25 protein-coding genes and 2 pseudogenes are annotated in these 26,870 nt (G+C 36.4%); 1 reads left to right on the top strand and 26 read right to left on the bottom strand.

All coding sequences use genetic code 11. The annotated features are described in order from the left end of the window. The 7 genes from ACRPLY_RS14340 to ACRPLY_RS14310 all read right to left on the bottom strand — a co-directional run bounded on the left by ACRPLY_RS14340 (position 1) and on the right by ACRPLY_RS14310 (position 10,140). On the bottom strand, positions 1 to 2,139 hold the full coding sequence (locus ACRPLY_RS14340; RefSeq protein ID WP_432231896.1) for a T7SS effector LXG polymorphic toxin: 2,139 nt from the start codon (positions 2,137 to 2,139) through the stop codon (positions 1 to 3). Between the two features lie 621 nt (positions 2,140 to 2,760). Next, the gene (locus ACRPLY_RS14335; RefSeq protein ID WP_432231895.1) at positions 2,761 to 4,473 is read right to left on the bottom strand and encodes a TcaA NTF2-like domain-containing protein; all 1,713 of its coding nucleotides are present in this window, start codon (positions 4,471 to 4,473) and stop codon (positions 2,761 to 2,763) included. A gap of 79 nt (positions 4,474 to 4,552) precedes the next feature. Next, complete coding sequence (locus ACRPLY_RS14330) at positions 4,553 to 5,461, bottom strand: phosphotransferase (RefSeq protein WP_182421817.1); 909 nt, start codon at positions 5,459 to 5,461, stop codon at positions 4,553 to 4,555. Between the two features lie 98 nt (positions 5,462 to 5,559). Continuing rightward, positions 5,560 to 6,888 (bottom strand): 6-phospho-beta-glucosidase, encoded by a 1,329-nt coding sequence (locus tag ACRPLY_RS14325; protein ID WP_432231894.1) that lies wholly within the window; start codon positions 6,886 to 6,888, stop codon positions 5,560 to 5,562. A 39-nt stretch (positions 6,889 to 6,927) separates the two neighbouring features. Next, on the bottom strand, positions 6,928 to 8,280 hold the full coding sequence (gene celB, locus ACRPLY_RS14320) for a PTS cellobiose transporter subunit IIC (RefSeq protein ID WP_325077930.1): 1,353 nt from the start codon (positions 8,278 to 8,280) through the stop codon (positions 6,928 to 6,930). Positions 8,281 to 8,291: 11 nt separating this feature from the next. Further along, a complete protein-coding gene (locus ACRPLY_RS14315; protein WP_025751577.1) occupies positions 8,292 to 8,597 on the bottom strand; it encodes a PTS sugar transporter subunit IIB in 306 nt (101 codons plus the stop codon). Positions 8,598 to 9,207: 610 nt separating this feature from the next. After that, positions 9,208 to 10,140 carry an ADP-ribosylglycohydrolase family protein gene (locus ACRPLY_RS14310; protein WP_325077931.1) on the bottom strand — a complete coding sequence of 311 codons (933 nt, stop codon included), beginning with the start codon at positions 10,138 to 10,140 and terminating at the stop codon, positions 9,208 to 9,210. A 167-nt stretch (positions 10,141 to 10,307) separates the two neighbouring features. Between ACRPLY_RS14310 and ACRPLY_RS14305 the strand changes: the two genes are divergently transcribed. After that, a complete protein-coding gene (locus tag ACRPLY_RS14305; RefSeq protein ID WP_325077932.1) occupies positions 10,308 to 10,874 on the top strand; it encodes a DUF6434 domain-containing protein in 567 nt (188 codons plus the stop codon). Between the two features lie 116 nt (positions 10,875 to 10,990). On the opposite strand, the gene ACRPLY_RS14300 is transcribed toward ACRPLY_RS14305, so the two are convergent. The 19 genes and pseudogenes from ACRPLY_RS14300 to cdiI (ACRPLY_RS14210) form a co-directional block, all read right to left on the bottom strand. Continuing rightward, on the bottom strand, positions 10,991 to 12,493 hold the full coding sequence (locus ACRPLY_RS14300; RefSeq protein ID WP_013083523.1) for a malate:quinone oxidoreductase: 1,503 nt from the start codon (positions 12,491 to 12,493) through the stop codon (positions 10,991 to 10,993). Positions 12,494 to 13,303: 810 nt separating this feature from the next. Next, a complete protein-coding gene (locus ACRPLY_RS14295) occupies positions 13,304 to 13,819 on the bottom strand; it encodes a SecY-interacting protein Syd (RefSeq protein WP_176551726.1) in 516 nt (171 codons plus the stop codon). Positions 13,820 to 13,906: 87 nt separating this feature from the next. Beyond that, positions 13,907 to 14,350, bottom strand: coding sequence for an SMI1/KNR4 family protein (locus ACRPLY_RS14290; protein WP_221818147.1), 444 nt, complete (start codon positions 14,348 to 14,350; stop codon positions 13,907 to 13,909). A 189-nt stretch (positions 14,351 to 14,539) separates the two neighbouring features. Continuing rightward, on the bottom strand, positions 14,540 to 14,962 hold the full coding sequence (locus ACRPLY_RS14285) for an SMI1/KNR4 family protein (RefSeq protein ID WP_260506539.1): 423 nt from the start codon (positions 14,960 to 14,962) through the stop codon (positions 14,540 to 14,542). A gap of 290 nt (positions 14,963 to 15,252) precedes the next feature. After that, on the bottom strand, positions 15,253 to 15,699 hold the full coding sequence (locus tag ACRPLY_RS14280) for a hypothetical protein (protein ID WP_098999526.1): 447 nt from the start codon (positions 15,697 to 15,699) through the stop codon (positions 15,253 to 15,255). A gap of 394 nt (positions 15,700 to 16,093) precedes the next feature. Then, positions 16,094 to 16,495: a ribonuclease toxin immunity protein CdiI gene (gene cdiI, locus ACRPLY_RS14275; RefSeq protein ID WP_098999525.1), complete on the bottom strand. Its 402-nt coding sequence runs from the start codon at positions 16,493 to 16,495 to the stop codon at positions 16,094 to 16,096. A 27-nt stretch (positions 16,496 to 16,522) separates the two neighbouring features. After that, positions 16,523 to 16,915 (bottom strand): immunity 50 family protein, encoded by a 393-nt coding sequence (locus ACRPLY_RS14270; RefSeq protein ID WP_098999524.1) that lies wholly within the window; start codon positions 16,913 to 16,915, stop codon positions 16,523 to 16,525. A 126-nt stretch (positions 16,916 to 17,041) separates the two neighbouring features. Next, positions 17,042 to 17,509 (bottom strand): annotated as a pseudogene (locus ACRPLY_RS14265) (DUF6985 domain-containing protein). An 898-nt stretch (positions 17,510 to 18,407) separates the two neighbouring features. Continuing rightward, entirely contained in the window at positions 18,408 to 18,665 is a 258-nt protein-coding gene (gene imm48 / locus ACRPLY_RS14260) for an Imm48 family immunity protein (protein ID WP_325077810.1), read from the bottom strand. A gap of 373 nt (positions 18,666 to 19,038) precedes the next feature. Then, the gene (locus tag ACRPLY_RS14255; RefSeq protein WP_098999522.1) at positions 19,039 to 19,518 is read right to left on the bottom strand and encodes an Imm30 family immunity protein; all 480 of its coding nucleotides are present in this window, start codon (positions 19,516 to 19,518) and stop codon (positions 19,039 to 19,041) included. Between the two features lie 410 nt (positions 19,519 to 19,928). After that, complete coding sequence (locus ACRPLY_RS14250; protein WP_098113107.1) at positions 19,929 to 20,318, bottom strand: hypothetical protein; 390 nt, start codon at positions 20,316 to 20,318, stop codon at positions 19,929 to 19,931. Positions 20,319 to 20,698: 380 nt separating this feature from the next. Continuing rightward, on the bottom strand, positions 20,699 to 21,166 hold the full coding sequence (locus tag ACRPLY_RS14245) for a DUF6985 domain-containing protein (protein WP_325077811.1): 468 nt from the start codon (positions 21,164 to 21,166) through the stop codon (positions 20,699 to 20,701). A 430-nt stretch (positions 21,167 to 21,596) separates the two neighbouring features. Continuing rightward, positions 21,597 to 22,328, bottom strand: coding sequence for a PoNi-like cognate immunity protein (locus ACRPLY_RS14240; RefSeq protein ID WP_325075341.1), 732 nt, complete (start codon positions 22,326 to 22,328; stop codon positions 21,597 to 21,599). Between the two features lie 17 nt (positions 22,329 to 22,345). After that, positions 22,346 to 23,890 (bottom strand): pre-toxin TG domain-containing protein, encoded by a 1,545-nt coding sequence (locus ACRPLY_RS14235; protein ID WP_432231893.1) that lies wholly within the window; start codon positions 23,888 to 23,890, stop codon positions 22,346 to 22,348. 553 nt (positions 23,891 to 24,443) lie between these two features. Beyond that, positions 24,444 to 24,911 carry a DUF2004 domain-containing protein gene (locus tag ACRPLY_RS14230; protein WP_098999518.1) on the bottom strand — a complete coding sequence of 156 codons (468 nt, stop codon included), beginning with the start codon at positions 24,909 to 24,911 and terminating at the stop codon, positions 24,444 to 24,446. Between the two features lie 212 nt (positions 24,912 to 25,123). After that, a pseudogene (locus ACRPLY_RS14225) lies at positions 25,124 to 25,324 on the bottom strand (tetratricopeptide repeat protein); the annotation flags it as partial. 135 nt (positions 25,325 to 25,459) lie between these two features. Further along, a complete protein-coding gene (locus tag ACRPLY_RS14220; RefSeq protein ID WP_157774333.1) occupies positions 25,460 to 25,732 on the bottom strand; it encodes a DUF4261 domain-containing protein in 273 nt (90 codons plus the stop codon). 153 nt (positions 25,733 to 25,885) lie between these two features. Beyond that, positions 25,886 to 26,197: a hypothetical protein gene (locus tag ACRPLY_RS14215; RefSeq protein ID WP_098999516.1), complete on the bottom strand. Its 312-nt coding sequence runs from the start codon at positions 26,195 to 26,197 to the stop codon at positions 25,886 to 25,888. A gap of 269 nt (positions 26,198 to 26,466) precedes the next feature. Next, positions 26,467 to 26,868: a ribonuclease toxin immunity protein CdiI gene (gene cdiI / locus ACRPLY_RS14210; protein WP_098999515.1), complete on the bottom strand. Its 402-nt coding sequence runs from the start codon at positions 26,866 to 26,868 to the stop codon at positions 26,467 to 26,469. Positions 26,869 to 26,870 lie beyond the last annotated feature (2 nt).

Here is a 26,870-nt window from a genome sequence, read left to right as displayed (position 1 = left end):
TTAATTATCTCCTTTAAATAATTCATTAGCGGGTGATCCAGTACCATGAATACCAGACTGATGTTCATTTGGAAATTTTGCAGGGTGTATATTCCACCATTCATGTTCTCCACGAAAGCTGTTTTCAATTATATGATGTGCATCATATTTATCGCCTTTTCTTCTAACTGGTTCACCTGTATTATCTGAAATAATATCTTCACTGTAAGTGGGCCATTTTTGCCCCGTTTTTATCTCCCATTCCTCAATAAGTTTATCTTTAATTTTATTAAAGGCCCGTCGATGCTTCCGCGTTTCTATAGGAGAAAGTTTTTGGTATTCCTTATTTCTTAACGCCTCTTTAAGCTTCTCTATTTGATTTTTTGAAAGTTTTCTCGATGTTCTCATTTCAACATCTTTAATATACCTCTTTATTAAGTCAGAATTAATTTTGACTCCAGTACCGCTATATCTGTTAGTATTATTTTCTACTACCGAAATCAAATGTGTTGTTTTATCAATTTTTGAATCTTCTTTTAAAGATTCAACCTGGCTATTTTCCATCTTACTAACATGGGTCGGATCCTTCTTTATAAACCTTCCTCTAGCATCACGCCAACGTTTTCCGTCAAAGTAGTCTTTCCCCATAAAATGCATTGTATCTTTAGCCGTACTCTTCAACACATCCCGTACAGTTTGCTGCGCAAAGTCTACACTCACACCCACTGGTGCTTCCTGCGGTAAAAACCTCGGTACTTTCGCATCTAATACCGCATCATACATCTTTTTGGCTTTATCAATACCAGCTGCTGGCATTTTTCGCATCGCCTGCTGAATGTCTTTTCCATATTGAGTCACTTTACTTGTACGAACTACGTTGCGCATATCATTGAACTTTTTCGTGACTGCCTGTGCACCTTTTTCGACAAGCTGAGTGGATGCTTTTGCAGCAAGTAAACCGCCTGCTGCAATCCCCAAGGATTGAAACAAACTAGCCTGCTGCTCTTCTTTAGTAAGCTTATTTCCTAGTAAGTCCTTCCCCATTGTATACTCATACATGCCATTTGTTAAGACAAGTCCATACAATCCTTTTTCTGTTTGTTCAAGTACTTTAAAAGCTTTAGGCGTTTGGTAAAAAGCCATTGCATGATGCGCGGCACTCATACCTTTTGCGGTTTTGTAGACGACGCTGCCGCCTTTTACAGCTCGTCCGGCCCATCCTACGAACGGAATAAATCCAGCTGCTGCCATCGCTCCAGCTGTCACTCTTTGCGTAGCAGAAAGTTTTTTATGTGTAACCGGATCGACTCCTTCCACCGCTCGCTTATAGTCATAGTATCCGGTAAGTTCTCCTGCAATGTCTAGACCTTTTTCATACCAAGGTTTATTGGCTTGAATTTGTCTTTGCTTTTCAGCTTCAATCGCTTCTTTTTGAACTTTAATTTGCCGCTTTTGTTCTGCTTTTCCTTCTACATAACCTGAAGCGACTTTATCAATTTGCTGCTGTGTTTTGTATGCTTCGCTATTTTTGTAAGCTTTGGTATCAAAAGTGAGCTGATAAGCGCTGCCGCCTTGAGAAGTCAGCTGTTCCAAACCATTTACGCTATATTGAACGGATTCATAGAAAGAATTTAACATTTCATATTCATTTGAAAGTTGATTATCTAATTCCTCTACTGCGGTAATAGTTTCTGTTCTTTTTTTCTCAGCAGCGCTTAACTCATCTTCAAAGCCCTCTGTTGAAAACGGTGTAATATGTATAATATCTTCAATATTGCTTAAAATCGCTTCAAGTTCAGTGTGCTGCTGTTCGACCATTTGCTTGGAGCGATCATTAGCAACAGCCAGCTCTTGCTCTAAAAATGATACGTCTACAACCGTATCACCTTTTAATTTAGCTTGTTCAGCATAATCTGCAATACTATTAAAATAGGATTGATGTGACGATACAAGGCTTTTCCAATGCTTGACCATATCTACTTGTGATGCATAAAAGCCTTTTATGCTGTCGGCACCTTTCCCTTGAAATTCATGATCCAGTGTAGCCACGGCATGAAGGGATTTTTTTAATGCATCTAGCTGTTCATCAAATGCTTTGTACGCCTGCACCCTGTCTTTTGCATAAGCTAAAAGCGTACTGCCTTCATATACTTTTCCCATTACATACCCTCTTTTATTTTATGATTAATATATCTCTGGTTTGAGATTTTCCTCTATTATCCATTATAAAACTGCTAATACACTATCTAAATAGGATAATAATCCCTTTTATAAGCTTGTTGATTCATTAAAAAGGATATAAATTCAAAATAAAAGAGAATAGTCATAGGCACAAATATTTATTTCTAGTTTATATCACGTATAAAAACACTATGCTTCATGGTCAGACTACATTATTCCTAATTGCTTTCTTGTAATTCCACCTAAGTGGAAAGGTAACTTACGGCATACTATCACATCTTAAAATCATATCATTCTACAAAAGAAAAGCTGCATTCACCCAAAAAATAATGGTCACACCCTGGTCATATTTTGGTCATATACTATAGAAAATCAAGGGGAACTATAGTTCATTTAAATTTTAAAAATCTCCTTGAATCCTTGATATAGAGGTATTTCTGAACATAATAGAAAACTACAGGAAATTTCATTTTCCACGCTGGCAGCGTAGAGGTCATCCTACGCTCAAGTAATTCAACCAAACCTCTTCTCTCTCCCAACCACAACAACCGCTAGCCCCCAAAAGGAACTAGCGGTTATTCATAGTCTCTCAGAAACCATTCACTCTTCCACCGGCGTCTGTTCATCTGTTAACGTATCAATTTTAGTAATTTGAAGTTTGTCTTTGCCAGAAGCTTTCACATGATAAATTCGTTCTTTTTTAAACTGCGTGCTTGCGTCATATGAGTCGGTGAACGTGTATACTTCGTTTGTATAAATGCTGTAGGTTCCATCATCATGTGACTCTGTTTTTGTCACTAAAAATTGATCGTTAGCAAACGATACGTTTTTTCCGGCTAGGGATGTAATATAGCTTTTTAGCTGTTTATACACTGGCTGACCCGAGTCGATATAGGGTGCCATCCCACTAAAGTCGCCGCTGTTTAAGCTTGAAAAGTAAGCAGCTTTATAAGAGATAAAAAAGTTTTCAAGATCCGTTTGGCTTACAGCAGCTAATTTAGTCTCTTCATTTTTTAACGACTTCGTGCTGGTCGTTTCTTTTATATTTGAGCTTGTTTCTGCCGTTTGATTGTCACGATTCATATATACAATTGTCAGTAATAAGACAAGGACGATAGCGGCTCCTATTAAAATAGGAAAAGTGCGTCGTGATGATTGCTGCTTTTTGAGCACGGGAAAGTCTGCGTAGGATGGCAGTGTAACAGGTTCTATATCTACCTTTAACCGAGCTAACGGCTTTGGCATCTCCGTGCTTTTTATACTATTAAGCGGCTGAAGTGCTAATAATTCTTCGTATGTAACAATAAACTCTTTTACTGCTATTCCTTTATGCATGCCGTAAATTCGGTTCCATAGCTCTTGACACCGAGTATCCTTTATATCTTCACTCAGTTCGTTGAAAAATGGTCGTGATTTTTTAATAAAAGCCGCTAACCACGTTTGATGAGCGTCGACTTTGTGGACTGCATGTAGGTCGGTAAGTGATTGCTTTAACTTGGCGTGTTCATTTGCATCGTTTTGGCTAATGACTTCCATACTGCGTTGCGTTTCTTTCAGCACAGTAGAAAGACTCTTACTCATTTTTTCTTGTAGCGCATCAAACTGGCTGCAAACATCAGGCCAGTGCAGTTCGAGTAACTGTTTTTGTGCAGTTGTGGCTTTTCGAATGTTTTCATTTAGCTCATGCTGCTTTGTGCGAAAGGCGGTCGCTTTTTGTTTGGTCACTACTTTATTTTTGCTTAGCTGATGCCACTCTTGCTTCAAGCTCTTGTCTTCTTCGAGTACTGTGGCTATCGCTTGTTTTACATGCTCATGCTTTTTTTGAAAGTCAACGAACGCGGGCAAATAAGCATTCCAGCTTTCCTTGATTTCTTTTAGCAATGACGTGTTAGCATGTCTTTCTGTTAGTTGAAAAAAGTCGTTTCTAAACGCTACCATATCCGCTTCAGAAAAAAGTTCTTTTCCGAAAAACTCTGTCACATTCCTATGTATGTTTGTTAACTGTTCAATCTGTCTCATATTGCTTTGACGCTTTTTTATGTACTCCGGATAGTCGCTCGAAAGAAACGTCACCATTGTATATTCACTGTTGTTCATGTTGTACTCTGTCCGTTCTTTTTCTAGTTCGTCATACACTTTCTGCAGATGACGTTCTACTATAGAGAGAAATTTTTCTTTATCCATACCGTCTACTTCTTCTTTTAGCATGTTTAAAGATTCCGTTTCTTCAATAAGAAATGTTTTTTCTTTATATAGCTGTATCCACCTTTCTAGTAAATGTGCTGCTGATTCATTCCAGTGGCTTGTATTCATCGTTTGCTTCACCTGTTGTTTTTATTTTTATCCTTTCTTAACTATACAGGAATTGAACAGAAATTCTATTACAGTTTTATTACTCTTGAAAAATCAGGTTTAAGCTTTCTATAGCCGCTTCTAACGTTTGTTTATCTCCTTGATCGTAGCTGTGTGCCACAAGCACTACGGTTGTAAATACGGCTTTCCATTTTGCCAGTCTGTGCGTTTCCTCGTCTACTTTTCCGTATTCTTTAAAAAAACGCGCTCTTCCTTTAGAAGGCAAAAAGCTATAGGCAATCGCTAGGTCGACTGCTGGGTGACCTATATGAACATCTCCCCAGTCAATGATGCCCGAAACCATATTGGTTTGATCAACAATCATGTTTTTAATATGAAGATCTCCGTGAACTAGTACATGTTTTTCTTGATACTTAATTTCTTGTATGTCATTTACATAGTCTTCAAGAATCTCTTGTTTTGAATAAAGATTACGCTCCTTCATTTGCTTGATATACTTCTCTAGCGCAGGCTTTCGCTTCATCATATCAAGCCGATTTAGCTCATCAGACGGCACGCCGAGCTCTTGCGCTTTTAAATGAGGATAGTGATGTAGCGTACGAAGAAACCTTGCTAGTACAGAAGCAGATTGTATGCGCTCTTCTTCTGTTAATCTTGCAGGTGGAGTTCCTTGAACGTAGTGATAGCCCGTAAACGGCCAAGGATAGCCTGCATTCGGCTTACCGAAAAAAATGGGCTCTGCAATGGATAGCGGCAGCTGAGAAGCAAGGCTTGGTAAAAGCTGATTTTCTGTTTTTAATAGTCCTACTGCGAGTTCTCTTCTTGGAAACCTGAAAACAAAGCGGTCGTTTACTTGATAAACCGTATTGTCAAAGCCGTAGCCAAGCAGCGAAATTACAGCGGGCGCAAGTTCTGGAAACTGCGTCTCGATTAGCGTTTTGGCAAGCGGTGCTGATACGATTTGTTCTGCATCCCATGCATTTGGCACTGTGATCACCTTTCTTTAACGTTTAGTTTGTATGTAAAGTATACTACAAAAGTGAAAAAACCTCTGACTCGTTGTCAAAGGTTTTTTCACTATACGTATTAGACATTCACCGAGTTAAAAAACTGCGGTAAATGAGATTTATGCGCGTCTAACATTTCGTCCAGGAGCTGCTTGGCAATAGTATCAGACGGGACTAACGGATTGATTGTCATTGCAACAAGCGCGGTATTGTAATCTCCCGTAACCGCTGCTTCGGCTGCAACGCGTTCAAAAGATTTGATTTGCTGAACAAGTCCTCGAACAGCTACAGGTAAATCACCAACTACAATTGGCTTTGGCCCTTCTTTTGTAATCACGCAGCTCACTTCAACAGCAGAATCATTTGGAATGCTGGCAATTGCCCCATTGTTAATGGTATTTACAGGCTGAATATCGCCTTTATCATTATAGATAGATGAAATTAAGCTGCAGGCTGCATCGCTGTAGTACGCGCCTCCTCGCTTTTGAAGCTGAGGCGGTTTAATTGCAAGATTAGGATCTTTATAGAGCTCAAATAAGTCTTTTTCTAACGCGCGCACTACTTCAGCTCGTGTGCCTTCGAGCTCAGCTGCATTTTGTTCTTCTTGCAGCATTTCGTTTGTTTTATAATAATAGCGGTGATAGCCACATGGAATAACTCCTAGGCCTTTAATAAAGTCAGGATCCCATGAAACTCCTTTGATATTTCGCATAGACATCGCATTCGTCGGGTCTGCCATAGCGTCAATCACTTGATCTTTTACGCTCACTCCGTCTAAAAAGACATCTAATCCAAAGACCATATGATTTAATCCGGCAAAGCTAACTTGTACCCGGCTTTCGTCTACTTCTAGCGCTTTAGCAATCCCTATACGAATACCGATTGGCACGTTGCATAAGCCCACTACTTTTTTATGATTGCTATAGCGTAAAATGGCTTCTGTCACAATACCAGCTGGATTCGTAAAGTTTACAAGCCACGCATTTGGACATAGTTCTTCTATATCTTTCACAATACTTAAAATCACAGGAATTGTGCGCAGCCCTTTAAATAAGCCGCCCGGTCCATTTGTTTCTTGCCCAATCACGCCGTATTTTAACGGAATTCGTTCATCTTTCATTCTGGCGTCTAACAATCCTACACGAAATTGTGTAGTGACAAAGTCGGCATCTTTTAACGCTTTTCTTCGATCCAAGGTAAGATGAATATCAATTGGGACTCCTGCTTTTTCGACCATTCGTTTTGCCAGGTTTCCAACAATCTCTAGCTTTTCTTTTCCTTCTTCTACATCTACTAGCCAAAGCTCTCGTACAGGCAGCTCGTCATAGCGCTTAATAAATCCTTCGACAAGCTCCGGCGTGTAGCTTGAACCTCCGCCAATGGTTACAATTTTAATTCCTTTTGTCATTTGAATCCCTCCGCTATAATGAATGATTTAAAAAATACGTTATACAATACTTTGCTGTTCTTCTTTTACCGGTGAACGATCACGATCTATAGAAGCTCCGATTTCTTCTATAAGCTTTTGTTTGTCCCACATTTTAAAGAATGGAAAATAGACACCAAACGATACCACCATTAGCACAAGCTGCAGAACAGCCCCTGATATGCTTCCTGTAATTAAGTAGCCGCTAATCACCGGCGGCATTGTAAACGGCGTGACAATTCCTATTGGCTTTGCAACGAGGCCGATATCCATCGATACATACGTAATAATGACCGATAGAAGTGGTGCTAAAATAAACGGAATAATCATAATCGGATTTAATACGATAGGCATTCCAAAAATAACAGGTTCGTTAATATTAAAGAAGCCTGGTCCGATGCTTAATCTTCCTAGCTGCTTCATTTGCTGGCTTTTTGCAAACAGCACCATCGCCAGCACAAGAGAAAGCGTAGTGCCGGACCCTCCCACAAACACAATATCGTTAAATTCATTCGTTACAATATGCTTTACTGGCTCACCAGAAGCAAGAGCGGTTGCGTTTTCCGTTGTTAGCGTAAGCCATACAGGCGTCATGACAGAACCAACAATCGTAGCACCGTGTAGCCCTGTACTCCACATAAGAGTAATTAAGATAAAAATCAGAATCGTACCGACTAAGCTTGTACCAATATGAGTTAAAGGCTGCTGCAGTAAAACCGTCACGACATTATGTAAATTCCCGAAGTCTCCGACGTTTTCTACAAGCAAACGCAGCCCCCATATAACCATTACAGCGCCAAATCCCGGTATTAAAGCTGAAAATGAACGAGCGACAGCTGGCGGAACGGTTTCTGGAAGCTTAATCACAATATTTTTTTGAATAATCTTCCGGTAAACTTCTGTTGCAATAATAGCTATAACCATCCCCACAAAAAGACCTTTACTTGTAAACATAGCCGTTTGGTAAGCTGTTTCGACCATAGCCGTTCCATCTGCGTTTTCTCCAATCGTATACGAAACAAAAGGTGTACCGACAAAGAAAGCAGCTAAAGACACTGCACCTGAAGCAAGTGCATCCACTTTATATGATTCTGCTAAGCGATAGGCAATCCCGAACGTAGCTACTAAAGCCATAATTTCAAACGTTCCTCTGTACGGGTATAAAATGCTTGCTTTTAGCTTAGGATGTTCTGTTAAAAAATCTGTGTAGGCTTGAAAAGGTAAATTGGCTAAAATTAAGAAAAGTGAACCGATAATAATAAGCGGCATCGTCAGGACCATACCGTCTCGTAATGCTTGAAGATGACGCTGCTGAGCAGCTTTGCCAGCAAGCGGCATAATATATGTTTCAAGTACACGATTCATTTTGCTCAATTGATTCCCTCCTATTTCGAAACTAACTGCTCAGCAGATTTTAGCACTTCTTCTCCGTTACACATTCCGTAATGAACCGGATTAATAACCTCTACCGGAATTCCTTTTTCCTCTCCTAACTTTTTCATTTGAGGAAGCAAGTAGCGCACTTGCGGACCTAAAAGTAAAATATCTGCATCATCAATATGGTTTCTAACCGCGTCTCCTGGTACTGCCCAGATTTTGCACGTTGTCTCTTTTTCTTTTGCGCTTTTTTCCATTTTAGTCACTAACAAACTCGTAGACATCCCTGCTGCGCAGCATAGTAAAATATTCATTTCCAATTCCCCCTTGATCAGTGATTGATTAACATCCATAAGTGAGATAAGTATCTTGCTAAGATGTTTTCTTGTTACCTTAACTATATATTGAAAACGCTTTCAATTAAACGCAATATTTTTCCGTTACCAAAGGAAAAATATTGTTTGAATATTCTTTTAATTCAAAGAAAAAGAGATTGTAAATCAAACTGAATTGTGGTAGCTTTTCAAAAAATAATAAGCAGCTCACCCATCTAGGTAAGCTGCTTAGCGCACTTTATTATAACCCCGTAGAAATTGTCTCCTGATGTGAGATTCCTAGGTGGCGGTATGAGATGGTTACTTCCTGTATACTTATATTATCTGCAAGAGAAAGCGCATATATCTGATCACTTTCTTTTCCTTTGTGCGATCTTTCTAGCTGTTCGTCAGGGCCTGTATGCGGCTGCAACTTCACACTTTGCAAGTTCTTAAACGTATAGCCTTTTGTTTTTTCGCTAGTAAAGTCTCCAAGAAGGAACCCTTTTTTATCATTGCTTACTTGTATTTTTACATATTCGGGCGTTTTGTTTCCGTTAATACGGATTTGTTTTATTTCGTGAAATACAGCTTCTTTTCATTGTCTTTTTCATACACACGCATCCGCAAATTTCTTACAAGCTCCTATCAACTCTTCTTTTTTAGCAAGCTGACAAACCCACTCTTCAGGAATGCCCTCCAGCTGATAATATGCTCCTGCCATAGTACCGGTAATAAAGCCTATTGTATCTGTGTCTTCTCCTAAATTCACAGCGGTAAGTACAGCTTCTTTGTAGTCATCACTTTGCAGAAAAGACCAAAGAGATGCTTCTAGCGAGCTGACGACGTATCCGGTTGACCCGATTTCCTTTCTCGCTGCGTGCCGCAAGCTTAGGTTTAACACTCGTTCATACGCAGAAAACTCTGCTTCATACTCCGTACCTGTTAACTGCTTTTGACAGAGATTTACCGCGTTTTCATATGCTTCAAAAGGCTCGTTGCCGTCAAGAAGACGAATAAGCAGCTCCACGTATATAATGCAGCCAAGCGTAGAGCGCACATGGCGGTGCGTGACGTGCGCAATTCTTTCTATTTCTTCTTTTCTTTTTGTAAAGCTAGGTTCGTCACATAATGTAAAAGCAAGCGGGGCAATACGCATAAGCGCTCCGTTTCCGTTGTCGTATTCAGCGCTTCCTCCCCACTCTTCTTTAGGAAGTCCGCTTTTATAGCGGCGAATCGCTTCGCTTGTTGCGATGCCAATATCAAACATTTCTCCGTACGGCGTCCAGTAGCCATCCGACCAATAGCTCTCAAACTTTTGCATCAAATCATATTCATCTTGTTTTTCTAGTAAATTATCAATCAAGCACATCGTTAAAGATGTATCATCTGACCACGTTCCTTTAGGCTGGTTGTATGTACCGTAGCCGGTCATAGCCGTAATCCGAAATGAATCGCGTTTTTTAAACTCAACTGGAACGCCTAAAGCGTCTCCCACAGCTCCTCCTAGAATTGTAGAAAGGACTTTTTTATGTAGCGTCATGCAATCAACTCCTTTCTATTATTGTAATTGTTTGATTTTGGAATTTGCAAGAGATCTCTTGCCTAGATGCTTTTTCTTCTTTATAAAAGACATTCCTTCGTACTTCTCTAAAAACAATTGACCAATAAGAACAAACGTTCTATAGTAAATATATGGAGGTGAAAACGATGCGACCTGAACTTACAAAAAATTTATCTATCAATGACTTTACGAATTTTTACTGGCTCAAAACCGAGCTGCAGCAATTTTGTCGAGAAAACAACATGAGCCCGTCTGGATCTAAAATGGAACTTTCAAAAAGAATTGAAGTGTTTTTAACAACCGGTAACACTCAATACTCAGGAGCACCTTCTAAAAGACGCTCGTCCTCTAAAACACAAGCGCCGCTAACATTAGATACCGTCATTGGGGAAAATCACCGCTGCAGTCAAGAAGTACGGGCTTTTTTTAAGAAAGCCATTCATCCTACGTTTCATTTTTCCACATATATTCAAAACTACTTTAAAGAAAATGTAGGGAAAACCTATCGAGATGTGGTAAAAGCGTGGCATGAAGAAGAAAAACGAAAAAAGCAGCCTTCTTATCAAAAAGAAATTGCGCCTCAGTTTGAGTACAACCGCTTTATTCGCGATTTTTTTAAGGATCCGAAAAACAAAGGAAAAAGCCGCGATGATGCAATTGCGGCGTGGAAGCATTTGAAACTTCAGCCTGGAAGCAATCAATACCGCTCTTAAATCAAACTCTACATAAATAAAGACCATTAAAACACCACCTCAAGAAAAGGTGGTGTTTGTGCACGCCTGTAGATTTCTTCACATACGCATGTGCTGTTTATTGCGGCGTAAAATCTTTAGCTATAAACAGACTCTTTTTTAATTAAACCAAGCGTCTGTGAAGTAGACGCATGAATTTCGTTAAAGAAGTCTGGATGATCAACTAATGACATGCCATAGGAAGGAATCATTTCTTTTATTTTTGGCTCCCACTTGTTCATGTTTTCTGGGAAGCATTTTTCCAATACTTCAAGCATAACGTGAACCGCCGTTGATGCACCAGGCGAAGCGCCAAGAAGTGCAGCAACAGAACCATCAGCCGCACTTACAACTTCTGTGCCAAACTGAAGCGTTCCTTTTCCTCCGGCTTCCGTGTCTTTGATTACCTGAACACGCTGGCCTGCTACAACGATATCCCAGTCTTCGCTTTTCGCGTTCGGGATAAACTCACGCAGTTCTTCCACACGTTTTTCATTTGATAACAGCACTTGCTGAATTAAATATTTTGTTAACGCCATTTCTTTGACGCCTGCTGCTAGCATGGTTAAAATATTATTCGGCTTTACAGAACTGATTAAGTCCAGGTTTGAACCTGTTTTTAAGAACTTCGGTGAAAAGCCGGCAAACGGACCAAACAACAGCGTCTTTTTGTTGTCAATATAGCGTGTATCAAGGTGCGGAACTGACATTGGCGGAGCTCCGACTTTGGCTTTTCCGTATACTTTCCCGTGGTGCTGCGCAATCACTTCAGGGTTATTGCATACCATAAATAATCCGCTTACCGGGAAGCCTCCAATATGCTTGGATTCAGGAATACCTGTTTTTTGAAGTAAAGGCAAGCTTCCGCCTCCACCACCGATAAAGATGAACTTTGCCGTGTGGTACTCAACTTTGCCGCTGTCTACATCTGCGACTTTTACTTCCCACATACCGTCACTTTTACGTTTAATATCTTTTACACTTCGTTTGTAATGAACGTGAACCCCTTTATTCTTCAGATGATCAAACAACATGCGTGTTAAAGCACCGAAGTTTACGTCTGTCCCCGAATCAATTTTAGTTGCGGCAATTGGTTCATTTGACGTGCGCCCCTTCATGATTAGCGGAATCCATTCTTTTAGTTTGTCAGGACTGTCGGAATACTCCATTCCTTGAAACAACGGATTGTTTGACAGCGCTTCAAAACGCTTTTTCAGAAACGATACATTTTTTTCCCCTTGTACCAAACTCATATGCGGAATTGGCATGATAAAATCTTGCGGATTGCGAATCAACTTGCTGCTTACCAGATAAGACCAAAACTGTCTTGATAGCTGAAACTGCTCGTTAATTCGGATCGCTTTTGTTATATCTATAGATCCATCAGCTTTTTCTGATGTATAGTTTAGTTCGCACAGCGCAGAATGGCCCGTCCCTGCATTATTCCATTCGTTCGAGCTTTCTTCCCCTGCGTCTGCGAGTTTTTCAAATACTTTAATGTCCCATTCAGGTGCTAACTCTTTGAGTAATGATCCCAAAGTTGCGCTCATGACTCCGGCACCAATTAAGATAACGTCTGTTTTTTTCTGTACGTTGCTCATTATAACCTTCCTCATCCCCTATATTTGTAAAAAGATGTAGGCGCTCCTGCTTACGTAGTAAAAAAATTCAGGTGCGACCTAAGAACACACCTTTTTCTGTCTCACTTATAACTATATCACAGTATAATTGTCTGATGATTATAAACTATTCAAAAATGATAAAAAAGTGAGAAAATCGCCCACAAATTCCAAAAAACTTATTAAATTCCGTCTGCATTTTCTTTTATTAGTAAACTTTTATACCTACTTCTAAGTGGCAAAGCATCGATCAATAAAATAACAAACTATTCCAAAAATTCAGCTTAAAAACCAAAATAACTGCCTTGAAAGTTTCACCTACTATAACTATACTCATTTGAAAGAACAAACAGCACTATAATTAGAAATGCCTTCATTCTTTTGACTAGTTATACGTAGATGTATTCATATATGTATAGAGCACCAGCTTATCCAGGTGCATTTTTAGAAAAATAAGTATATATTGCAATGGCTAATTTCCAGCCCATATTGCAAGTTACAATATCTATGTCATATAACATACCATGAAATAAGTGAATAAGTAAATGATTATTCAGAAATTTATGTTATAAAACCTAACATGTATGTTGACTTTTACATAGACTATATTTGAATATTTAAAAGAAAACCCTCCAAATTTGGACGAGTGACATATTGTTATACGCTCGAGCATTTTTTCGATGAAGCATTTCCACAAAAATACCCCTTAGAGACTTTAGCAAATCAACGTGCACTTACAAAAAGCTTTTCAATCATGTAATTTACTTAAAAAATCCATAAAAGTATCTTTTGTTATCTTTGTAAACGCAGGCTAGAAATTAAATCTTCTAAGGAGTTTGCAATTTCTTTAAAGCAACCTCGTTCAAAATCTTCTAATTCTACTCTGCCGCTGAGGTTATCAATCACAACTACCAAACCATTGCCTTCTATACCTATAGGAACCTTATCAAGCTTATCGCGATTTTTTTTATATCCCTTTAAGTTCCTTTCAAACGTATCCAATTCAATATTTGGTAATACAGCTTCTAACGTGATGTAATGGCTATCCAGAAAACCATCTAACTCCGCAAACCAGTAGGAATTAAAATAGCAGTCAATTGAAGAATGAAATTCAATATGAAACCTTTCTTCAAGTGGTTTTATATCGCTATGATTATTTTTTTGAACAGGGTTCCATAAAATTTCTTCGTCTTCATCCACTTCCCCTTGATAAATCATTGATTGAACATTTTCGTTGTAGGATGTTTTAAATAGGAAATCCAAACCTTTTTCAAAATATTCTCTTCTTACCTTAAAATAGTTGCTCATAGCATCTTTCATTACCAATAACATCACCTTCACTTAAGACTTTTTCTAATCGTTCAGCATATGTTAGTTCTGTTTCTTCACGCCCTGTTATCTCGGATGAATTAATTCGTTTAAAAAATCCTTAAAACTATGGGCTACTTTATATGTATTTTCTTCTTCACGAGATTGGGGGAAAGAAAGAGAGTGGTCCCAGTAATACACACCGTGCCTTTCCGTATCAGTAATAAGTACAATAAGTCCCGAACCAGGATCATCTCCTATTACCAAACTACACGGCAGCATATCTTCTTCAAACTCTTCATAGCATTCAATTAAATCAAACGTTCTTGTTACACCTATCCCATACAAAACATCTAAAGGAATTTCTTGCTTTAATTCTTCAACAAAAAATTTACTATATCTTACTTTCGAAGTTCCTCCGTTATATTCACCTAAAAATTTTTTATAATCTTCGGGAAGTAAAAACCCCAAAAGTTCTTCTAATTTGCCAATTGATTCTTCCGTTGCTTGACCAAAAGCATTTACATTCATTTGATAACTATCTGGCAAGTTTACGTTGATCGTATCTTCTCTCTTTTTTATTTCATCAATACTGACTCCATCAGTCAAAAAGACAGAATCATTATATTCGTTTGTAACCTCTATGTTTTTTTCTTTTTTCATGTTACTTCTCCTTTCGTGTCACCTGTTACAACCGTTCTTTTTTTATATGTAAAATGATCAGTCCTCATATAAACAATTAAGAAAATCGTTGAAGCTATTTGACAAAAAATATATATTTTCCATTTCTTCAGTTTCCTCACCATGAGCCCAATGATAGACTTGTCCGAAATACTGGTTGCTGATCCCAATACATATTTGATTCCCGCTTGGGTCATCTGCTATTGGCATAAACCCCGCTTCTACAATCTCGTCGAAAAGATCAAACTTTTTCTCTAAATTGTCATACATGGTTCCAATTCCATAAAAAATGTTTACTATACTTTCACCCAGCTTTTCAGATATCTTATAAACACTTGGATTTGGATAACCACCGTTATATTCCAGTAAAAAATCTCTATACTCTCTTGGAATTGTAATAGAATGACTATGCTCAAATCGTTCTAAATCTTCAATGGATAAACTTTCATGCATTCTTTCCATTTTCACTAAAACTCACTCCTTATTGATTAGCTTCTTCACCATTTCATTGCTATTTCTACTATATAGATAGTTTAAAATAACATTTACTAATAGGTAACTGAACGTTTAAAGGACAACGTTTTTAACCTTGTCCTTTGATTACTGATTTATTTTATTAAACTAGTAATTTAGAAAAACCGGAGCCTTAAAACCAGCACTAACAGTTTTTCAACAATAGCTTGATTTGCTGAGTTTGAGTAGCATTCACCCATTGTGGTTTCAGGCTTTAGTACACTTCACACTTCTTATGGCTAAGTGATGGATTCCATTTTTTCCTCAATCCAATTCATAGCTATTTCTGCATCTTCTTGAGAAATGACTCTTTTTTGGCTTTTATACTTATATGTTTCATAAGCCCAAACCAATATGATTTTAACAAACTCAACTGTTTCTAATTTACATACTGGTTCAACCTCATCTTCCTCTTCGTCGTAAAATGGATCTTCAATGATAGTGAAATCTTTATAGGCTACTATGCTAGAAGCATTTCCTCCGTGTTTATAGTGAGGTATGTTCCCTTTTAATAAATCAATAAAATGTTCAATATCATTTTTTAACTCGCTTAACCTCCAAGGTATATCAGATCCTAAAGGATCATTTATCATATTAGCAAATTCTAGAGACTTTTCTTCATCAAAATCCATTACCACCACATTAAATTCCTCTATATACTTAAATCTATAGTTATATTTAATCATCGCTACCTTTCCATCCACCTCAATGTTTGTACGATTATTCATACCTTTATTAACCCAATCAATAACCCATAAAAGCTGTAGACCAAATTACCGTTTTCATCACCATGACTCTATTTTGTTTTAACAGCTTCTTTTATTTGCTCAACTACTTCATAGAGCCACTGAAGTGGTTCTAATCCAAGAGCAGGAAAGTACACATCAAGCCAATTTTTCTCCTCCTTTGGGGGATACAAGAAACAGGGATATTGAGTGGTTTTATAATATAAGCTCCGCAACTCATTTTTTCTATCGTTAGCATAATTTATCACGAAACAACTTATTATTTTAAAGTTACAAAGCAAGAATAAAAATTCCTCCCTCTGCTTATAATGGCCCGTAAAAAAGCCTTTTCGAATTATTCTAAAGGGCTGTTACTATGATTATATTTGTCTTTTATTTGCAATAATAATTCTTTAATAATCTTTTCCTTTTCAAGGTGTTTCCTTATGTAAAATTCACATGCAGCACTGATATACGGATACAACTCCTCATCATTCACAATATCATAGTCTTCATCACCATTTCCTGAATAAAATAAAACGTGATGTTGTCCAAAATACCCATCATCATCTTGTTCATATTCATCGGAATAAATTACTCCACTATACTCCCGACGCTCTCCTTCTTTATTTTTAAAATCTTCTAAGCGTTGTAAAAAATCATGTCCATTTACATATCTATTCAAAACATCAATAACTGCTTCTTTATTCAAGTTATTCTGTTTCATAACCTCAATAAATTCTTCATATACATTCATACCAATCCACCCACTCTACCATCGTTCTTATGGTGTACCTATTAAACCAGGATTTATTTTCTCAACCCTTGCCCAGTCAAATAAACACGCAATAGACATTTTATTACTACACTGAATTTTTATAGATCCCTCTTCCCCAATGTCTTCCATTGCGAACTGTTTTATTTCATTCATAGTTCCAAATGAATTGATTTCTAAGTCTCTTACACCAAAAAACGACATCTCAACATATACTATGTCCCATTCATTCCATCGTTTAGGCTTATTTTTGACCATCTCTTTAGTAGATAATTCAATGAATAGTGTTGGACCATCTCTTTTTATTTGGACATTTAATAATTCAGAACCATTAAACGTTAGCATCCTTCCAAAAATGCCAGTAATGGCTTGAGCATTCATTATCCTACTTGAATTAATCATGCATACACTCCTTTAAGTCACAAAAGGATACTATTGTGTTGTTTTTGTTTTGGATGTATCAAATTTTTAATGTTGCATCAAAGCTTGATTTAATAACCTTATCATCTATACTTTCAAGAGCCTACTTTAGATGGCAACATCTTGATAACCTACTTCTTCTACTTTTTCATCTATAAGACGAATTCCTAAACCATTTTCCTGATTCCATGAACAATCAAATGAGATTCCTATATCACGTCCATCGCGAAGGAATTCATAGGGAACCGAAATGCCTACTAGTGTTATATGTTCTATTAATTGATCAACGGTTTCAATTAATGGATAGTCTTGGCTAAATGAAACATCTTAACCGAGCTCATGCCTTTTTTGCTTATAGTACTTTAGAATTCGCTGCAATATATTATGTTGGACATTGTTCCAATTATCCATTAACGAGCTGTATGCCACGTATTGACCTTCATCGAAGCTTCCATCATCTTCTCCACCTATTAATAATGCTACCTTCGTATCCTTTCCTAAAAATTTTATAGTTCTATACCCTACCCATTTATACTGGTAGTCAAGTTCTCCAAAAACTTTATCGTTTATTGTCATTTTATAATCCCCCCATTTTTCACAAAAACCCCTGGCATTTCTTTCTGTTGACACAAATTGCGTAGTAACTACCTTATCTGACTCATACTGTGTTAATTTATTTTTCTATTTCTAGTATCAAAGGTTCCAATTTCAAAATATCTTTATTATTTTCATGATTTAACGCTTTTAATTCTTTAATATATAAATTCGTTTTATCTTATATTTATTTCTGTAAAAATAGCTTCTAACAAAACTTCTATTCCTTCATACTCTTCCACCAATTTGTATTCCGTATCTTTCTCCTTTGTTGGAAACAGGATAAAAACGTTCTAATTCTTTTCTTATGAGATATTAAATAATATAAAACGTTGATTCTTGTATACACCTTAGGGAGCCCTTGTTTTTAAAAGCCCACCTAAAAGCACTACCATTTGTTAATATGACAGAGCGTAAATTCTATCGGTATTAGTATCTAACACGAAGTCAACCTTAATATCCTTCGAATAGGGGATTTGCTCAAAGTTGTGGAGCCTGCAAAATACGTTAGAAAAGTCTTTTGACTCAATGGTTATCTCTTTGGCTTGAAGATACATTTGCTTCAATTGTTGTTTTGAACACTTTTTACCCGTAAGTAGAACTTGATGAAAGAAACCGTCAATTTCAATAATTATAATCATCACCACTGTTTGCTCATTAGTCTAAGCTCGGCACCTAGCCTTGGCATATAATAGCCATCTTCACTAAATTTAAAAGCATATCCCATTTTCATTTCCGTCTCATATTTTTATTTTTGATAAAGGGGAAAAAGTTTCACAAGTCCACTACCGAACAGCAAGACTGTACGCCCTTCTCTTTTAATAATGCAGCCTGAAATTTAACTTCAACAAAGCGTACGAACAGCTTTTTACGTTGACTATTATTTCTTGTAACAAAGTTTAGCATTATCAGACTCTAAAGAACACTTTAGTTTTTCATTTGCAACCTGAATCATAGCACCCTGTATCTCAACAGGTGTACTATTTTCTTCATGCCCCAACACATTAAACATTCCAAAAAGGTACGCACCCAAGATTTGCTTTTCTTGTTCATCATTGCTGTCTATTTTAAAAACCTTATCTATAGTAGTGTTTGTAATACTTATACATTCATTGAGGAAATCTTTATTTTCTTCCAAAAATTTCACTCCTTATCATATAATTTTTATATCTCTTTTAGGATATTCTCCAGTTCATCCACATGGAATATAATCATCTATTAATTATACTTTCTGTAAACATTTCTTCCGTAAACACCGATTGTAAAATAATGAGGTTTCATTTAAATCCCCCTTAGTATCAAAAAGAATGCAGATGATTTATTCTCAAGTTGTATTTCTCCTAGTTTCTCTTAACACCAATTAATCATAACAGCCGTATGATGCTCCTTATGTAAATCTACTCCTACATATAACCCCGCTACCTTAACATCTTCAAGATCTTGCTGCTTTTGTGCTGATGACAGGTCCGATATCAAGTAATATTTTAGTTGCTTTATGTACAGATTCTGTTTTATTGATTTTCATTTAATTTCTCTAAGATTGAATTAACTTTTTCTGAATATACATCTGGATTGTCCTCTCTTATCTCAAGAAGAATTCCTTTAATTATTTGTTTTGTTGAGCTATCTACATCTTCTAACGCGTTAATATAAGATGCTACTAAACCTTCCGAATTTAAAAGTCTCCGATGAATTCTTTCCGCCCAGAATTCTGCATGAGGTAACATTTTAGGAATACCAATAGCCAAGTTGTATAGTCCTTCCTCCGTCCCAGAACGGTCAGCAATATAAAATATCGTTTCAATAAGGTAATCGCCAGCTGATGGCTCAGCAATATCTTCCTCAAAAACTGTACAAAGGTCAGGGATTATATCATTTGTTCCTCTGTGCGATAATTCATTAAGAATATTTTCAAACTCTTCAATGTTATCTCCTTCATTATCTAGAAAACGCATTTTGTATAAAATAGAAATATCCTCTTGAAATTTCATGGTGCTTTTCTCCCTTTCTATCCATTGGTAATTTAACTTGCCAAATATCTTCAAACCATTATGCCCATACTATTTATAGGAATAAATATATTCTTTACCTCTTATGTAAGGTGATGTTTGTTCAAGCATGTGAATGGCTTGTAACTGTTCAACAGGCGTCATTATCTGAAGTCGCATTAGTTTTTCAAGACCTGTTTCCTTTAACAGACACTACTACGATTTATGTTTTCAAAATATGGTGCTTGATCGCTGTGCTTCAATTGCTTTACTATATATTCAGGGGATCGTTACCAGTTTATAAAAGCTAGATTTTTATCATATATCCAAAACTCAGTAGTGAGTTTACAACGCTTTGTCACTTAATTCCCCATTCAGGTGATAGAGTGCCTTTTTAGGTAATGATAAAAAAATTATATACATAAACTACGTTTCACTTCTGCCAATAAATCTATCAGCTCAGTTTTCTCTGGTTTTTTCTCCATTTCCTTATGTACATTTATATCTAAATAATCATAAAATGTTTTAAAATCTAAAAAAGCTATTTGTTCAATTTTAACAGCTGGATATCCCAACTCTATCAAAACATGTTTTTCATCTAGTAGTCTAGGCAGTTGCGCCATATCATATTCATCTAAATCAGACTGAAAAAGAGCAAAGACAATCTCTTGTCCATAACCTTTTCTTTCAGCAAAGCTTTTTAATGCTTTTTCTAGATATTTTCCATTTATGAAATTAAAATAGATTACCATCAATTTATCAATCTCTTCTTTACTTTCATTTACTTGATATTCTCTACTCATTTTCGCCCTCCCGTAACATTATATCTTTAATTAATAATAGGGAATTCTTCTTCATAGGGTGAGACAATCTCCACTATGTCTTCTGGTCATAAATCTTCTTCATTAACAAAAATTGATTCAATAAGGGCTGGACAGGGAACATTCCATTCTAGAATTTCTATATATTCACTTTTCAAAAAACTTTGAAAAGAGTATATCAAGTTTTTTGTAATCGTTCGTCTTCTTCCTTTACAAATTATCACCATCTTCATTGTGTCTATTCATCACCCAGTAAAATGTCATCTCACCTAAGCTCGTACTCCGTTTTTCTATTTTATCATTACACACAGTACTCCCTGACCGTACAACCATCATGAGTTTTTACTTTTTAACACCCTATTTCAAATTGCAACATCCTGGTAACCTACTTCAGCTACTTTTTCATTTAATAAACGAATCCCTAGCCCATTTTCTATATCCCATGTACAATTAAATGTAAGTCCAATATCCCGACCGTCAAAAGAACCTACATAGGGAACAACTATTCCATCTAAACGTATCATCTCTGCTATTTCATCAGTTGTTTCAACGAATGGATAGTGTTCATTTACTTCAATATCATAACCTAGATCCTGACGCTCTTGTTTGTAGTAGTCTAATATTGATTGCAAAAGGCTTTGTTGTAACTGTTCCCAATTTTGCATAAGTGAAATATATGCTGCATATTGTCCCTTATCAAACTTGCTATCCTCAGCACCCTTTACCATTAACGCTATCTCAACTTCATGGCCTAAAAAGACAATGCTAGTATCCTTAGACCACACCAAATCATATTCAAGCTCACCAAAAACCGCATCATTTATTTTCATCTTATTTCTCCTTTTTATTTATTAGCAAATCCTCCCGGCTTAAACGCTGCCACATTTATCTCTCCTACTCCACCACTAATTGTGATTTCCACAACGTACTTTAAACGAATAGCAAGTATTAAATTAAAACTCCTTAATGGTATTACTCATGAGCTCTCGCTTCTCAAACTAACCATTTTCTTATTGTCTCACTACATTGTAAACGAATACCTTCTCATCACATCCAACTTTATAAAAAAACCTTGAAAGGCATTTAGCCAATCAAGGTTATAAAATTCGTTAGAACTATATAATCATCTTTTGTGATATTGATGGAAACCTTTGTAATCAAACTTTCAATTAGCTGTTGCTATCTCTTTCTTCTATGAATTCTAAAAACAAATCTTGTAGTTCTCCTAATGTAAAAATTTATCACTGTGGCGTATTACATTTATTTTTCTTGGAAATGTACCATATCATAAGGGTAGTACGGAGTATCTTTTAAAGCTGAGTCATCTAATTTTAAGATTTTTGCGATTGCTCCACTTTCAAAGCTCCAGTAACCACTATAAATATCATGTTTGTTTTCATGCGCATCGTACCATGCTTCATCTGAATGGCCCTCATACCAATATTTATTTATATATTCTTCCAGTTTTTCTATGGAATTCTCTTGTGAAATTTTATTGTTTTCGATTACTTCTTTTAATTTTACATATGGATTTTTCACATAAAATTCACTCTGCTCATAAAAATCTGAGGCCTCACCATTTCGAAAAGCAATAAGATAATTAATCAAATAATCATTTAACCCTTCTTTCCTAATCATTGTTACAAGTCTATTAAATTCTTTATCTTCAATATTTAGCATCACTGCTATGGAGGTCATCCATAGCATACGTATATACCCACTTTCTTTATTCCATACTTTCTCCATAATACCTATTACTTCAGGTAGAAACTCACGAATGTTTTGAACAGAGAAACCCGCAGAGTACATAGCCCTTAATTTATTAAAATAATAGCCTTGCAATGCTATGTATCCATTCTTTAAACCTTTATCATCTTTCCCTCTTTCTTCAATAACTTTTTCAATTAATAATAAAAATTTTTCTATTCGTTTTTCCTCATAATGAATAAACTCATCGAAATATATATTAGTTTTAATTTTATCCCGTAGCATACTCTCTCTCCCACCTTTTATTCTTCAAGGATTTTCTTTACTACTTTTCCATTAGGCATAACCTGTATAACAATCCTTTGAACATTTTCTGGATTGAGCAACATTTCCGTCACAATTTCGTCTGCTTTTTCCTTTGACAAAGTGCTATCTAACCTTTCATTTCCAAGAATCCAATCTTCACTCATTTGCTTCCCATCGTTTGTTTTTCCTAACCTGGATGTATTATACTTAGCCTCCGCTATTACATACTTAGGTGGTGGAGATGCATTTTCATATACACCATCTATTCCTTTAACAATTTTTTGATTCAACGTTAATACACGATCATCACTAATTCTTGTATAGGTTTGACTTTCAAAGAAGTCATCCATTTTAATTTCACCATAGTTCCCTTTATGCTTTGTTGTTTTTAAGACTACTTCGCCACTTTCTACTGATTGTATTACCGTTCGTTGTTGTACTCTAGCGGCTTCCAGTGTTTCAGCTGATTTTCCAGATTTATTGGCTACTTCACCCGTATCCTTATTCCCAATACTTCTATCTGGTTCCTTCGCCTTCCCTCTCTCTTCTACCTTCTCCACAGCTTTCGATTCGCCCTTGGAAACATCTTTAACCTTATGCTTTGTTACGGTCTTTTCTGCTTTGTTTACGCGAAGTACGTATTCTGCTCCTTCGCTTCCGTATTTCACCACTTTCCCTGGCACTCTCGCAAAGCCGCCAAAGAAAATTCCTGCTCCAGAAACAGAACGGTCAAAACTAGATAGTTCATTCCCCGTAATAGGGTCGTATCCTACACTTGCTTCCCATCCACCTTTTACATTGGAAACCACTGGCACCATATCCGCTACAAAAGAAACAGCTGCTAGACCATCCTGTTGTTGCTTTTTGGCTTCCTCCTCATATACACTTCTTGCGATTTCAGGCTTTTTGTAATTCTCATATAGATACGGATACTTTTTCAACTCTTTTTCTAATTTTGCTTTAGAATGAGCAAGCGCCGCAAGATCTCGCTGAACCTTTGGACTGTTTTCCTTTTGAATATGTTTAAAAACTTCTTTAACATGGGGAGCTTTTTTTTCAAGCTGTTCGAGCTTCTTTTTTTGATCCAGTGGATGCATCATTTCCAGCTCTTTTAGCTGTTTTAGTCCAACTGTTTTAATAACTTGCTTTTCTTTTTGTTGAATAGTCAGCTTTTTAGGACTTGTAGCTTCTTTTTTAGCCCCGACACTCCTAATCTGCCCCTGACTCATTACAGACTGCATAAGCATTCCCTCAACGCCCGTAGCGTTTTGAAGAATCTGTTGAGACGCTAGCATGCCCACAGTTGAAGAATCGTTGAGCGCCTGCAGGTATGGGCTTTTTTCAAGTTCCACTGCTTGCTCTGCAGGTGACAGTTCCGCTAGTTTTTTCATGTTAGCAGGTGCTGTATCCTGCTGAATTTGTGTTAGCACTTCTCTTATGTAAGGCGAGGTTTTTTCAAGCCTATGAATTTCTTTTAACTGTTCAGTAGGCGTCATTGCCTGAAGTTGAATCAGTTTTTCAAGACCTACTTCCTTTATCACGTTCTCTTGTTTTTCTTTTCGTGTCAAGACTTTTCAAATATAGCCTTACCCCTCATTACCTACTGTCATTAATTCTTGATTACTATCTCTACTCTTCCTTGAATACCTTCTCATCACATGCAACTTTATAAAAAACCCTTGAAAGGCATTTAGCCAATCAAGGAATAAATAATATATTCGTTAAATTTCCAATCTACTAATAAATCAAGGTAATACTTATCATTTTCTTCTATTTTCTTCAAAAATCAGCAACCTTACCTATAAATTTAAAGCTAACATAGAAATTTAGAAAACATATGTACTTAAAGCACTTGATTGTCTACGGTAGGCAACACATGCTTTTATTATTAGATTACATACAATATAGGATATAAATTTCGTAACGTTATAAAAACAGGATGGCACCTTTTGTATATCGGCCATGTGTCTATATTCATCACCCAGTAAAATGTCATCTCGCCTAAGCTCGTACTCCGTTTTTCTATTCTATCATTACGCTCAGTACTCCCTGACGGTACAACCATCATGAGTTTTTACTTTTTAACAGCCTATTTCAAATTGCAACATCCTGGTAACCCACTTCAGTTACTTTTTCATTTAATAGACGAAGCCCTAGTCCATTTTCTGTGTCCCATGTACAATCGAAGGTTATCCCAATATCTCGATCTTCATTAATATCTCCATACGGAACAACAATTCCAACTAAAGTTATCATCTCAAGTAATTGATTAGTCGTTTCGATTTGCGGATAATTTTCATTAACTTCAATGTCATACCCTAGTTCTTGGCGCTCTAGTTTGTAATAGTCTAATATTGCTTGTAAAAAACCTTGCTGTAATTGTTCCCAATTTTGCACTAATGAGTTATAAGCACTATATTGTTCTTCATCAAACTTACCGTCTTCTTCACCTTTAACCCTTAATGCTATTCCAGCTTCTTTTCCACAAAATTCAATGGTAGTGTACTTAACCCATCCATAATTATATTCAAGCTCACCAAAAACCGCATCATTTATTTTCATCTTATCTCTCCTACTCCACCACTAATTGTCATTTCCACAACGTACTTTAAACAAATAGCAAGTATTATAAAACTGTCTCTTGTAAAAATACAAAACGTCACCTCTCCTATTCTTGCTCTTATTACATTAGTATTAAAATAGCATCTCTTAATGGCTTTCCTTAATGAGCTATTAATTCAAATTCAAGGATATCTTTAACTGTAAACCAGTCACTCATACTTAGAAAAATAAGTATCTCCTAATGCTGTATAAATCCATGTACTTGTTTCCAAATTGTTCTTCGGTAACGAAACTAAATCTAGAGCAGCTATATAGCTCTCTATTGCTTTATTATCTTTTCCTTTTTCAACAAAAGCATTTCCTTCACTACATAACTTTACAATTTGGTCATACACTTGATCATTGAGTGCCAATACAAATCCCTCCCAATAATTATTTACCATCCACCTCAAATTGATATGGTAATACCACTGAACCATTAGTAGTACACTCTACATCTCCGATTAACGCTTAAAGGACAAAGTTTTTCAACCTTGTTCTTTAAATGACTAGCTTATTTTATTTAAACGCCAAACCCCATAAGGGTTATAAAAAGGGTCATCACTTTCAAACAGCACACACGATTCTTCCCTTAATTGAAAAACCGGAGCTTTAGGATCAACACTAAATGTTTCTCCACTATTAAATACAGGATTTTCGATCAACGTATATAGGCAAAAGGTTTGAAACAACTCTACTGTTTCAGCTGGATTGGTATTAGATGTAGATGTTAGTAAATCTTTATAGCCAAAAATTATGCATACCACAGGTGTAAAACACATCTTCTTCTCTAGACATTTGAACGAAAGCAGCAAATGCTCTGTTCTCTGTACCATTGTTAACGTATTCTAACCAATTATCTTTGGTAGTGGCCTTTCCAGATGACTCAACGTTCACTGCTAAACCGCCCGATTGAAGGACTGCCTTCCCGACACTTATAATTTCAAAAACTTGCTCAAGTGATCACCTTCTGCAATAATATATGCCATACTACGGTGATTTTGAAGGGTTTCAATATCATCTTTAGTAAATGTCCCATTTCCACAAAGCTCAAACGCTTCAGCTACATGAGGAATATGTTCATTAACAAATTCCACTTGATAAAAATATTCAGGCGTCTGTAATTTGCCTATATGTTCCCCTAGGTATACAAACTCTTGTTGACTTTCGTTAAATTTGTCTTTAAATGCTTGTCTATCTTTCCATGTGCCCGGTATTCCCAAAATAATTTTCGGATTATTTTCCACGCTCTCACCCACTTATAATAAATTAATTTATTGCTAGCTGTTCTTCAAAAATAGCTCAATTCGCTTAATTTGAATAGCATGCATAGATTCTTCTTTGAGTTTTTCAAAATTTTTTTGTAATTTGTCTAATGGTTTTTATAGTTTTCAAGAAAAAAGCACTTCTGGATTTATTCAGAAGTGCTTTTACTATCCCTTATTTAATAAGCATATTTGCCTTTAGTTTTCATCAACAACTCTTCAATAATCTCTTTTTTAAAGAGAGGAATCAATTAACCTTTTATATTATATTTATCTTTTATCTTAAAAAGAAGTTCTTTCACGTTTTCAGTACGCTCAGGATGTTTTTTAATGTAAAATTGGCATGCAGTTTGAAGATATTTACATAACTCTTCATAATCTACAATATTTTCTATTTCTTCATCTACACCATAGTAGAATAGAACTCTATTTTCTCCAAAAAATTCTTCATCATCTCTATCAAATTCATCTGAATATACTACACCCATATAATCCCGTCTTTCGACATATTCCTCCAAAAAGCCTTCTAGTATCCTAACAAAGTCATACTCCATTACAAAATCACCAAGCACATCAATAACTGAACCTTTATGGAGCCCTTGCTCCTCATACATTCGAATCAACTTATTTTTATCATCAAAAACAGTACTCATTG

It is taken from the genome of Priestia sp. TGN 0903 (genome assembly GCF_050846855.1).
In the GTDB taxonomy this organism is placed as follows: domain Bacteria; phylum Bacillota; class Bacilli; order Bacillales; family Bacillaceae_H; genus Priestia; species Priestia zanthoxyli.
The sequence above is the reverse complement of the archived record's forward strand: the minus strand, read 5'-3'. Positions and strand labels throughout refer to the sequence as shown.